The organism is Peribacillus sp. P4_B1 (genome assembly GCF_056402395.1).
On the sequence record NZ_JBFUHM010000084.1, the window covers coordinates 1 to 11,516 of the forward strand.

The window sequence follows — 11,516 nt, forward strand, 5'->3', positions numbered from 1 at the left end:
ATATTGCTTTCTGCACGCAGGTAAGGCATCAGCCCTCTCGGTTCACTAACGTTTATGGAGCTCAATCCCTTCAACCATTTGGCTTTCGGCCCGCCACCTAACTGTCTACGCTTAAAGACTAGAGTTACCTTTAGTCCTCCAAGACTCGCTACGAGCGAATGGCTAGTTCTTACTCGGCGGGAATCCCACCCGCTATATGATACGACCTAGGCTCGGCCGCACACCTGCCCCTTTTGTTCCATAAGAAAAAACTGCCTTAAAGACAGCTCTGATCGTTAACTAAGCACCCGTTAGCTGAATAAGATTTTTTAGTTCCTATTTCTACACTGTTTTTGACTTTCCTTTTCAGAAATCCCTTTTTGTATTCTAACCTTATTGATTTCAACACCCTTTTCTGGAGTATCAGTCAATGTGAAATGAATTCTATCAAAAGGAACGTCACCATGATGTGAACTATAATTTAACGCACTTGCATAAACAATATGTCTGCGAGTATCACCTTTTATTCTTTCGATTTCTATTCTTGGACACAATATAAAATCTGAATATTTTTGGTCAAGATACGAATAGTATCTTGCATATAATGTTTCTTCAAGCAATTCATTTTTAGGAACTCCATTCCACCCTACCAAGAGTAATCCAACAAACACTATGCAGATTCTTTTCACGAACTATTATCACCTCAGGACTATTCTTCCTAAATGATAATTCCCTTATTCCACTAAACTGCCCCGATAGTTTATTAAATACAAAATAAAAAGCCCTGGTCCCTTAAAAATACTTTCTATACAAATCTCTTCGCATTGCACCACTTAGATATGCATAAATTTTTGTGGTTTCACTTTTTTCATGGCCCATTAAATTTTGAATCACTTCCATAGGCGCTCCATTATTCTATAATTTTGTGGCGTAACTATGTCTAAGCTGATGAGGATGAATCTCTTTTTAATGTCCGTTCTCTTTGCTATCAGTTTTATAACGTTTCTCGCTTGAGAAATACTCATTCGGTGGGGGGCGCGTGTTGTCACAAAGAGTGCTTCCTCATGATCTTTTCGCTCACTTAAATATCGCTTCAACCATATTTCACAACGAGTATTAAAATATACTTCTCGTTCTTTATTTCCTTTTCCTAATACGATTGCTGATTGATTAGAAAAATTGATTGATGTCCTATCTAGCGTTATTGCTTCACCAATTCTACATCCTGTTGAGTACATAAACTCAAATAAAGCATTTTCGAATGTTGTATGACAAGCTTCCCGCAAATGTTCAATTTCCTCTTCAGACAAGTATTTTGGAACCTTTAATTCTACTTTTGGTTCCTTTATTTTTGAAGCAGGATTTCCATTAATTAAATTTTCATCCTGAGCCCATCTAAATAAAGATTTAATAAATCGAATTCTGTGCCCCAGACTAGATGGCTTAAGCTTTTCAGCTGCTTTTCCCAGATAAACTTTTAGAGAATTAGTTGAAAGTTCTTGAATAGATATATTTCCAAAACTATTCACTAACAAGTTAAATTGGACGTTATAGGCCTTTAATGTTTGTGAAGAATAACCTTGGATTTGCTTATCTGCCTTATATAAACTCCATACTTCAGTTAAGATCATACCTGTTTCTCTCCCATCTATACCCTATTTATAGACAGTATAGACAAAAGAAGAACTATTATACTAGATTAGTAGATTTTTTTATTAAACAATAACACCTGTTAGTTAAAGAAGAAAAAGCTGCCATAAGACAGCACCGATCTTCATCTAACGCACCCTTTAATGGAATAACATGACTGACGTTTTAAAAAAACTTTATTCTTTTTTGTAAATTAAAAAACTTTATTTTCACTTAACGTCTGAAATAACTCAAATGGATTTCATAGCGAACATATATGTCGTTGAAATGTGTGTCTGCAGATAGAAAAATAATAATTTTGACCACGATGATATGGGCGAAATATAAAATAACCTGCAAGGCACAAGCACTAATTAATTTCGACCAACTAATTTTATACCTATAACCGTTATATATGAATCATCATCAAAAGGATGATTAGATTTGTGTAATAACATTGGTGATATAAACATTTCAAAACACCTCATAATAATTGTAACACTTCAAAAAATGTAAATTTACTGGTAATTAGAGTTAGATTAAAAAATGTACAATACGAAGAAAAAGTGAAAAAAAGAGACAGCAATACGCTGTCTTCAGAGTGTAGACAAACCCCTTTTCCAAAAGAATTGTTGGAGAAAAAGGGGTTTTTTTATCTTTTAATTAGCATATTTAGCTGTGAACTATGAAAGAAGGACACAATATATTGTTGCTAAATTTTTTATAAAAAACAGCTGTCGACTTTGTCGACAGCCTGGAGACAGCAATATGCTGTCTTTTTTCATCACCTACAAATCCAAGTCCAACCAAATCCATGAACCCATACTCTCCTACAGCGTGGAACCCATTGCCCGTGTTCCCAATGTCCGCCACCATGACCACCACCGTGTCCGTCCCATTGACCGCCACCATGACCGCCTCCATGTCCGTCCCATTGACCGCCACCATGACCGCCTCCATGTCCGTCCCATTGGCCGCCACCATGTCCGTCCCATTGGCCGCCTCCATGTCCGTCCCATTGGCCGCCACTATGACCGCCTCCATGTCCGTCCCATTGACCACCGCCCGGCCCCGGTATTCGTTCTCCGTCTATATAATAAGGCACATTATAAGGGTTAAAAGCGTGATTATAGTTATACATTCAAGAAATCCTCCCTTTTTGTTTACCCTTTCAGACTATGTACAAAGAGGGGTTAGTGTCCTAAATGGACAACTATTTTGGGCTGCCTATTTATTGTTGTCTAAAAAAAGAGACCCCACCTATCATGATAAAACGCAAAAAAATGAAATTTATAACTACAAATGAAGGTATTTGCAATTTACCATTCCTAGTAATGCCGCCCCATCACCAATATTGGCCTTTCTTAAATTCTCAAAGATATAAATTTACCACCAAATACTTGCCGTCTTTCTGTGAAGTTATATCTGGTTTAAGGTGAACAAAAAGAAAAATCACTCAGCCATACACCGAGCAACCACGAATAATAAACTCTTCAGATAAAAAAAGGTATCAGCTCTTTAAATCCATCATGACGAAAGCCTTGCCGCTCTTTTAACCCGTCATTTCATTAAGCAAAAGGAAATAAAACTGAAATTGGCAGAAAGGTATCAAAACAACTCTTGTTTTCGAACGAGGGAATGGCCTCCCCTATTCTAAATCCACCTTACACAGGGCATTTATTCGCATCTGTAGAAAAGCAGGAATTACAAAACATATAACCATTCATGGTTTACGACATGCCCACGCTGTTTTACTTCTAGAATCTGGAGCCAGTTTAAAAGGTGTGCAGGAACGTTTAGGACATAAATCCATTCAAACAACAGCAGATGTCTATGCTCACGTGTCAAAGAAACTCGAAGAAAAAAGTGTTGATGGATATACTAACTACATGAATTATGCCCAGTTGAATATGAAATAGTATGAAATGTGGTCAAAATGTGGTCAACCAGCAAGTTCCCTTTCATGTTATAAAAATAAAAAAAGCCTTGGTAACTGAGAAACTCAGTAATACCAAGGCTTTGAAACTATTAATACATTGACATATATTGTTCGCGTTCCCATAGAGGAACTTGTGTTCGGAACATATCTTCGACTTTCGTTTTTTTTTAGAAAGATACATAAAGGCTTATTTAACAGGGTTTTCTATAACCTGTACACAAATTTCTTTTAGGTTATTTCACCTTTTTATTTTTATTTGGTGGTCAGAATGTGGTCATTTTTTGAAAGTAATACATCCATTCTTTTTCATCTATAATGAAAATCAGTACCTACTTTGACAGTTGCAATCAATATAGTAGCACATTAGATAAAACATTTTGGACGATTAGTAAAATGAGAAAGATCACCTACTGTTTAGGTGATCTCAGTTTATCGACAAACTGAAAGCTCTTACTAAATAATATTAGTAAGAGCTTTGTTTTTTTGCAACATCTAATATCCATATTTAATTATAAATATTTCCAATCGTAATCCCAATCTTGAAAAACATTTACGTAAGCATATTTATATGTATTTGTAGCCATACCATTTACATATTGTCTTTGTTTCACTTTATATTGATAATAAAAAGGTCTATAGATTATTAACTTTTTCTTACCTTTTTCAACGGGAATTGTATAACTAGTACCATAAGATTTTGAGTCCCCAATCGTAGTAGACAAAGATTTTGCAATCTTACCTTTTCCAATAGGGTAATCCCCAGATATCGTATTTGTAAAAGAACGGTTAATAGTTTTTGAACTATTAATGTTGAGTGTAGCTGGACCTCTACCACTTGGTCCATCTCTAAAAGCATTGTGACCTGAACCATAGAGTGTTTTACTAACTATTTTATAAGTTATATTCGTAGGACCAAAACGTGGTGTTGGTATAGAAGAATCCACAGGATCATCTTCTACAACGGGATACTCAGTGTCATCTATTGAAAGATCAACTTTAGGAGCTTCATTGAAATCAGTGATTAATGGAAAATCCTCGATTTCTTCCGAATCATTGGTTTCAGCAAAAGTACTAACAGAGAAACTAAATACAAGTCCTAGGACTAAAAGACTAAAAAAACTTTTTTAACATGGTAATTTAAATACTCCCCTTTTTTCTGTAAAATATATTATATAGCTATTTTAATTTACACTAATTTTACCATTTTTACCCTATCTATTATTAAATTGGTAAAAACATAGAAAGGAACTTTAAATATGGAAAAAGTAAACGGAACAATCTATTTGATATTAAGTTTGGTTTCCTTATACACATTCGGACTATTTTTATTTATAAATAGAATCGTTTTCAACATAGAAAATCCTGACTTTGTTTACGAACAAGAAGGAGCCACTAGATTATGGTTCGAACATACCCCTCAGATTTTAACCATTGTAACCTTTACACCGTTAGTAATAGGATTTGTTTTAATGGCAATTTTTTTATGGACTTCAAAAAAGATAGTAAAATAAATATGAAAAAAAGATGGAAAAGGTCCTTTTCCATCTTTTTTAGTTGCTTTTTCTCTTTTGTGCTTCCTTTTCCAGGAAAATTTTTTTGTTCCTTTTGGTTCTTTAATAGTTTCCTGATGAGAAGACACAGACCGAATCACCCAGGAAAGAAGAAATAGAAGAAACAGTTAACAGCATTTTAGATAAGAACTATAGCCACACAAATAGCGAAATGGAAGTTAACGAAAACTTAGGCCTAAATGATGGGAGTTTTACCATATTTGAAATGGGACGCTATGAACAATGCAAAGAGGACTAAAAATTCAATTGAAATGTATAGTGAGGATTTAGCTGCTAATCTTGCCAAAGAGGACGATATCAGTGAGGTGACGATTTTCTGGGAAGTACCTTATCATTTAGAAGGTCAAAATAAAGCGAAATTCACTTATAAAAGAAAAGGTGAGAATATGATCATTGGCTAAAGTTGGTATGATCTATCTCTAAGGTAGGTAAGTATGAACATTAATATCAAAGTATACTACACACCAAGGGAACTAATTTCTTTCAGAGTCGAAGCTTCCAGGTAATAAATTCAGATTTTAAAAAGGATCCTGATTGGATAGCAGCCATTGCCGCATATGAATGGATTCAAATTAACTTTGCAGCAAGTGAGGATTTTCGTATAGATCAGGTAACTTATGACGCAGATATTGATATCACGGAGTTAGTTAAGAAGGTTAAGCCTATACTTTAGAAAAGCCCCTCTCAATTTAGAGAAGGGTTTTCAAATAAGCTAAGGAAATTTTTCTCTACCTGTATGGACATTACTCTGAATTTACTAGCCCTAGCATCAAAAAATTAGACAAACTCACAAACACCTATATATATATCAACTTGATAAAAACTGTCAGAGAATTTGATTTGTTTTATATTTAAGGTTATTGAGCTGTTCGGTCCTATTATTATACTATTTAGGGTTTTATAACTGCTCGCATTGACCCCTCTGCTCTTGTGCTCTCATAATCTTTTTCGCTAACTTCATAGGGTCTTGGTAAAGCAATAACTTGAAAATTCGAGTTAGCTTTTACAAATGGCAGCTTAAATTTAAAAACTTTTCTTTCACCTGGATTAACTAATACATTACCTACTAATTCATTATTTCCAAAAGGAACTTGCTTCCAATTACTTAAAGCAATAATATTGTAGTTTTCTTTTTCCTCATTAATATTTCCGACGGATATATAAATATCTTCCCCACTTCTTTCTGTTGGAAGAATCGTTAATTCCTCTTTTTGTTTACTTATAAATATGGTATCGTTTGGTCCTTCGTTAAACATTTCTTCAGGAGTAAAGGTAGCTGTTTTTTGTTTCTGACTGTTGTTCTTAACCTGAAAGCGCAAAGGTAGAATTTCTTGTAATGAATGCATCTTTGGAATATCTAATTTCTCTGTAAAATAATTAGGTTTTTTAATAACAAGATAATCTATTTCACTTGTATCTTTTTTAACGGAAATACTTGTCTTGAATTCAACGGTTTTATTTGCCTTCGCATTAAAAGGATATACATTGTACTGCTTTCCTTGGACTGTAAAAGGAATTTGTTTAAAGTTATCAAGGACAATTAATGCATAGTCCCTTTCCACTTCGATAAAATTAGAGAGAGAAAAGGTATACTCGAGCTTATTTTCTTTTGGTTCTAGTATACTTCCGTTATTTACTACTTTATCGTTTTCATCTAATAGGCCGAAGGATATGGTGTTAGAACTTTCCTCAAATCCTGGTTGAACTCCTTTTGTATTTCCATTTGTTTTTTCAGCTGATTTATTATCATATAATAACCAACCTGAAATCCCAATTAATAAAATGACCGTTATTACCATAAGTTGTTTTTTCATATTACCCGCTCCCAGAAAAGAAGTTAAGGCTAACTAATGTCAGCCTTAACTTCTTCTATTATTTAAAATTCATCCACAGTTTCATGCCTGATAGTCTTATAATCTTTCTTAATATAATTATGATTGCCAAAAGCTTTAGATGGCATTGAACCAGATTTACTAGTATATGTTGCACCAGCATACTTCGAGTAAGACTGTTCTTTTGACCCTTGTAAACCTCCCTTACTGTTATATACCCTAACTTTTGCACTGATAGCGTCCTCGGATGCACTTGCTGTTGAAGTAGCAGTTGCCGTTGGAGATCCCACAATTGGATTCTTTGCATTTATCTTGGAGGTACATGTGATCTTTTTACCAGCTGTAGCTGTTGCAATACCAGGAGTTACACTGCTAACTTCAGATAGAACTGATATGTTAGTAATGGTTGTTTCCGTTTCTACTTCAGCTGCCAGAGCGCTATTCCCCATGGTTAGACCTGCAAAAATTTTACCTACAACACATAATTTCTCCAACTTTAAATATTCCATCTCCTTCAATATCAAATAACCAAATTTTGACACAAGAAGATAATACCATATATTTCTATTAAATTACAATTTTTTTACAAAAAAAATCACAGTATTTGTTATTCCAAAAGATTAATACTGTACTCTATATTAAGATTAGGGTTTTTATCGTGGTGATATTTCTAGGAGTCATATACCGAAAATCTTTTTGCATTTATTATATATTCATTTATGGGACACTGGGTTATGTAAGTCCGATTGATTACAAACTTGAACACCTTAAAAAAGTTGTCTAGTTTTGTGTTGACATACCAACAATCCAAATTGAAGAAATAAACTGGGATGATGTTACACTTGATTTAGAGGCCAATAATGATGAAATAAACTGGGATGACATTCCAATAGAATTAGATAGCGCTATTGTGACAGATCTACAACCCAGGATTTGGGGACTTGTAGCACGACTTGTTTTAACAGGCGGCAAGTATGTAATAAAATATGGTAAAAAGGTATTCAAAAAGGCTCCTACTTCAAAGGTGACTAATGCCTTAGCAAAGTACTCAACAGGAACTTATAAAACGGGTAGTCATACTTTTAAACTAACAAAAACTGATATGAAACATATGTTAACTAGACACCACCCTAAATATTGGGATGGTAGCGTAAAAGCAAAACAAACATATTATAATCCTGATTTATCAGTTAACGATGTAAAAAAAATCGCACTAAATATCGCAAAACAAAACAAAACTACTTTATCAAAAAAGGGAACAACCTCTACATTTCAAGTTACTGGAACCGTAGATGGAGTAAAATATGTATTGGGTATTACCAAAGGACATATTAAACAACTATATCCCAAATAAGAATAGGTGAGATAGAAATGAACTCCTTACAAATTAATAGCTTTATTTTAACAAAAAAAGTTACTGATCTAGCTGATCTAATTAAATATCCTGATGATTATACTATTAATCTATCTTTAACTCCGCAGCCTTTTGTTAAAATTATTAAAGATAATCCTTCTGGCTATATACAAGAGGGTGTTCTTGTAATAGATGGCGGAGTAATCCTATCTTTTAATAATCAAACAATAGTGGGTCACAACTATTGGGATGACTTAACAACAATATGGTCATATTTATTAAATGTAATTGAAGACTATTCTACTTATGGAGAAGGATCTTGTTTTTACCCGGACCAACCAATTGAGATACATTTAAAAGATGTAGATTCAAATTTAGTAGTATTATCAGTAGATAATAAAGAAATAAAAGTCAACAAAAATAGTTTTTTTGCAAAAATTATATTTGAAGCTAAGTATTTCTTTGAAATATTAACTAACGATTTAATGTTGCCTAAATATAAACACGAGCTAAAACAAATTAAGGATATTTGTAAGCTATTAAACTTAAACCGCTTATAATTGTGTAAAAGCCCCTCTCATTGAGAAGGGCTTTTTTTAATCCTCTACAGTCACTCTAATAACCTCATCGAATAGAATATACTCAAGGAACTATCTCTCTTTTGAATACGTAACTCTTTCGTGACAGGATGTATGTACACACAATGTCCGTATATCTCAAGAGGATTTCCCTTGTTATGCAATCTAAAACATATAGGTAAATGATATTCCATCGCATAATGAATGTTGTTTTCAAACTCTTCAACCTGGTATTCATCAAGGGTAGGTTTTTTATTTAGAAAATAATCAACCTCACCTATTTTTTTATTTAAAGCTTTATGTTCTGGCATAATCAATGCCGCTTGCCATTTAACGAGCCCTCTATCACGAATTGTCCCCATCAGAAAAATCCCTCCATTACATCCATTATATACGAACAAGCGTTCTTAAAAAAAGACAGAAAAAATTCCTTCCCCAAAAAAGTTCGGGCTAGAGAAATGTTAATTTTTATACAAATAAGCAGGTTAGTTCTTTAAAGTTATGGAATGGTTTGTTACTAGTAAATTTATTCCCCCGGAATAAATCAGCTCTATGCAATTATTTTTAAATTATTTTAAATTAATATCTTTTTTTATTTTTAAATATTGTAACTTTTTGGATTCTTATTCGATTAATAATTGAACACAAAAATATCACCGTGAAGTAACGAAACCGGAATACCTAAGGCTTTGGCAACCTGATCTGAAAAACCATCAATTACCTTGGCGACTTCATCCACACTTTGAAGCTGAGTAGCGTTTTTCAGTTCCTCTAATTTAAATCCTTTTTGTTGTGGAACAATAGCTACTGACTTGTAGGTGAAAGCATTATAAATTTTGTTTATATAATTCTGTAATTTTTCTTGTCCCTTTTCCGACTTATCAGTAATAGCCACTACATCAACTAGTCCACGTATTTGGTTCTTGCGATTCTGAAATTCTATGATCCTACCAAATAATTCTCCATAATCGGAATATAAACCATCAAACAAAGTTGATAGCTTTTTGTTGCTATATTCCAGATAAATAACATCATTCATATGAAATGTTCGAGAAAACGTAAAGTCCTTAATGGTTACATCTTTAAATGAATCATTGACCAAGGCACATTCAACTCGTGTGAAAGAGTCCGCAATCAATAAATCCTCGGCATCCGACTGGAGATCAAACACTCATTGTCATATATCAGCTTATGAACAACTGTTTGCCAAAATTGGCTGGCTGACATGTTCGGGTTCGGTCTGACATTTAACCGGTAATACATTTCGTCCTTCACAATCTTTTTATCCTTCTTCACATAAAATTCCGATTGGCTAATAGTACGGCCGATCATATTGATACATGTTTGGATGGCCAATTGCTTCATGTGAATTTTCTTTGAGGTATCTTGGATTAAATCAAAATCAAACATGAATTCCAGTTCTTTATTTCTGCTTTTCACCAGATCTAAAATTCCCAATATCTCACCTCCTTTTTTAAAGGGCTTTTTAAATCATTAATGTTGTTTTTTGTAAATAATAGCTACCACTTATTTCATGTTTCTCATTAAAAATTTTAATAAGGGCATCATAAACCAAGTCGTTAAATGAGGAGTGTTTCCAATTAAAAAAATATTGTTTTTTATCCTTCTTTTATTGATTCCTTCCATTTCCTTTCAAATAAATGTATCCGCATCCACTAAAAGTCGTGAGGAATATGAAAAAACTGGACACGTTATTTGGGAAGTTAACACAAAGGAAAAATTAGTTTCCATTACTTTTGATGATGGACCGCATCCCTTTTTCACCCCACAAATACTTGATATATTAGCTAAATATGATGCTAAAGCCACCTTTTTTGTAGCTGGTAATAAAGTAATAAGATTTCCTGAACTATTAAAACGGGAAGTAAAAGAAGGACACGAAGTTGCCAATCATACTTATCATCATATTTATGGAAATATTACATCAGCAGAACTATCATCAGAATTAGAAGAAACAGATAAAATTATACAGAAGTCAGTTGGTTTTAAACCGACTCTTTACCGGCCAGTAGGTGGTTTTTATAATGATTTAATTATTAATACTGCTTTAAAAAACGGAAAAGATGTCGTTTTATGGTCATGGGATCAGGACTCTCGTGATTGGGCAAATCCACCCACAAGTCAAATTTATAACTCTATAACAAAAGGAGTAAAACCAGGTAAGATCATTCTATTTCATGATTGGCATGGTAGTGAATATACTCAGACTTCTCAAACAGTTATTGTATTAGATAACATTTTAAAATTTTTATACAATAACGGATATAAATGTGTAACTGTATCTGAATTGCTCTACCAGTCGACACAAATAATTCCAGACTCTTTTGAAATTTATCCTACAAAGAGATAAGGAGTCAAATGTACATAATAAGAGAGATAAATTGCACATAACCCTGTCAAGTAGACAATAAAAAAAGAGTATTTCAAGCTGCGGCCTTTTCTCGATATTCAATCGGGGAAAGGCCGTTAAATTTTTCCTGGAAGCGATCCGTATTGTAGAAGTCTATATACTCCTGAATAGCTACATAAGCTTCCTCTGCTGTTTTTGGACATACCAAATATAACTTCTCTGTTTTTAAATGCGAGAAGAAACTTTCTATACAAGCGTTATCA

The 11,516-nt window shown here is 33.5% G+C and carries 15 protein-coding genes and 1 pseudogene; 5 read left to right on the top strand and 11 right to left on the bottom strand.

All coding sequences use genetic code 11. The features are described 5' to 3' along the window. Positions 1-308: 308 nt before the first annotated feature. The 3 genes and pseudogenes from AC1DVK_RS25300 to AC1DVK_RS25310 form a co-directional block, all read right to left on the bottom strand. Positions 309-668: a hypothetical protein gene (locus AC1DVK_RS25300; protein ID WP_410864218.1), complete on the bottom strand. Its 360-nt coding sequence runs from the start codon at positions 666-668 to the stop codon at positions 309-311. Positions 669-771: 103 nt separating this feature from the next. After that, a pseudogene (locus AC1DVK_RS25305) lies at positions 772-1,610 on the bottom strand (tyrosine-type recombinase/integrase). A gap of 670 nt (positions 1,611-2,280) precedes the next feature. Further along, positions 2,281-2,670: a hypothetical protein gene (locus tag AC1DVK_RS25310; RefSeq protein ID WP_477627666.1), complete on the bottom strand. Its 390-nt coding sequence runs from the start codon at positions 2,668-2,670 to the stop codon at positions 2,281-2,283. A 545-nt stretch (positions 2,671-3,215) separates the two neighbouring features. Between AC1DVK_RS25310 and AC1DVK_RS25315 the strand changes: the two genes are divergently transcribed. Next, positions 3,216-3,527 (top strand): tyrosine-type recombinase/integrase, encoded by a 312-nt coding sequence (locus tag AC1DVK_RS25315; protein ID WP_410864229.1) that lies wholly within the window; start codon positions 3,216-3,218, stop codon positions 3,525-3,527. Positions 3,528-4,056: 529 nt separating this feature from the next. Here the strand turns inward: AC1DVK_RS25315 and AC1DVK_RS25320 are convergent. Further along, on the bottom strand, positions 4,057-4,491 hold the full coding sequence (locus AC1DVK_RS25320) for a hypothetical protein (protein ID WP_477627667.1): 435 nt from the start codon (positions 4,489-4,491) through the stop codon (positions 4,057-4,059). Positions 4,492-4,964: 473 nt separating this feature from the next. Beyond that, positions 4,965-5,186 carry a hypothetical protein gene (locus AC1DVK_RS25325; RefSeq protein WP_289320663.1) on the bottom strand — a complete coding sequence of 74 codons (222 nt, stop codon included), beginning with the start codon at positions 5,184-5,186 and terminating at the stop codon, positions 4,965-4,967. Between the two features lie 147 nt (positions 5,187-5,333). Between AC1DVK_RS25325 and AC1DVK_RS25330 the strand changes: the two genes are divergently transcribed. Next, the gene (locus AC1DVK_RS25330) at positions 5,334-5,519 is read left to right on the top strand and encodes a hypothetical protein (RefSeq protein WP_477627668.1); all 186 of its coding nucleotides are present in this window, start codon (positions 5,334-5,336) and stop codon (positions 5,517-5,519) included. 489 nt (positions 5,520-6,008) lie between these two features. On the opposite strand, the gene AC1DVK_RS25335 is transcribed toward AC1DVK_RS25330, so the two are convergent. Together AC1DVK_RS25335 and AC1DVK_RS25340 are read right to left on the bottom strand one after the other, a co-directional pair. Continuing rightward, entirely contained in the window at positions 6,009-6,932 is a 924-nt protein-coding gene (locus AC1DVK_RS25335; protein ID WP_477627669.1) for a hypothetical protein, read from the bottom strand. Positions 6,933-6,994: 62 nt separating this feature from the next. Then, on the bottom strand, positions 6,995-7,468 hold the full coding sequence (locus tag AC1DVK_RS25340) for a hypothetical protein (RefSeq protein WP_477627670.1): 474 nt from the start codon (positions 7,466-7,468) through the stop codon (positions 6,995-6,997). A 392-nt stretch (positions 7,469-7,860) separates the two neighbouring features. Here AC1DVK_RS25340 and AC1DVK_RS25345 point away from each other — a divergent pair, with 392 nt between their 5' ends. Together AC1DVK_RS25345 and AC1DVK_RS25350 are read left to right on the top strand one after the other, a co-directional pair. Next, positions 7,861-8,304, top strand: a complete 444-nt coding sequence (locus AC1DVK_RS25345) for a hypothetical protein (RefSeq protein WP_477627671.1) — start codon at positions 7,861-7,863, stop codon at positions 8,302-8,304. 17 nt (positions 8,305-8,321) lie between these two features. Next, on the top strand, positions 8,322-8,864 hold the full coding sequence (locus AC1DVK_RS25350) for a hypothetical protein (RefSeq protein ID WP_477627672.1): 543 nt from the start codon (positions 8,322-8,324) through the stop codon (positions 8,862-8,864). 50 nt (positions 8,865-8,914) lie between these two features. Here AC1DVK_RS25350 and AC1DVK_RS25355 read toward each other — a convergent pair whose 3' ends face one another. From AC1DVK_RS25355 to AC1DVK_RS25365, 3 genes are all read right to left on the bottom strand, one after another. After that, positions 8,915-9,244 carry a YolD-like family protein gene (locus tag AC1DVK_RS25355; protein WP_410864256.1) on the bottom strand — a complete coding sequence of 110 codons (330 nt, stop codon included), beginning with the start codon at positions 9,242-9,244 and terminating at the stop codon, positions 8,915-8,917. A gap of 269 nt (positions 9,245-9,513) precedes the next feature. After that, positions 9,514-9,921 carry a hypothetical protein gene (locus tag AC1DVK_RS25360; protein WP_477627673.1) on the bottom strand — a complete coding sequence of 136 codons (408 nt, stop codon included), beginning with the start codon at positions 9,919-9,921 and terminating at the stop codon, positions 9,514-9,516. Between the two features lie 95 nt (positions 9,922-10,016). Further along, a complete protein-coding gene (locus tag AC1DVK_RS25365; protein ID WP_477627674.1) occupies positions 10,017-10,340 on the bottom strand; it encodes a phage portal protein in 324 nt (107 codons plus the stop codon). A gap of 142 nt (positions 10,341-10,482) precedes the next feature. Between AC1DVK_RS25365 and AC1DVK_RS25370 the strand changes: the two genes are divergently transcribed. Beyond that, positions 10,483-11,253 (top strand): polysaccharide deacetylase family protein, encoded by a 771-nt coding sequence (locus tag AC1DVK_RS25370; RefSeq protein ID WP_410864259.1) that lies wholly within the window; start codon positions 10,483-10,485, stop codon positions 11,251-11,253. Between the two features lie 73 nt (positions 11,254-11,326). Here the strand turns inward: AC1DVK_RS25370 and AC1DVK_RS25375 are convergent. Further along, the coding region (locus tag AC1DVK_RS25375; RefSeq protein WP_477627675.1) for an IS3 family transposase at positions 11,327-11,516 on the bottom strand (190 nt) is incomplete at its 5' end.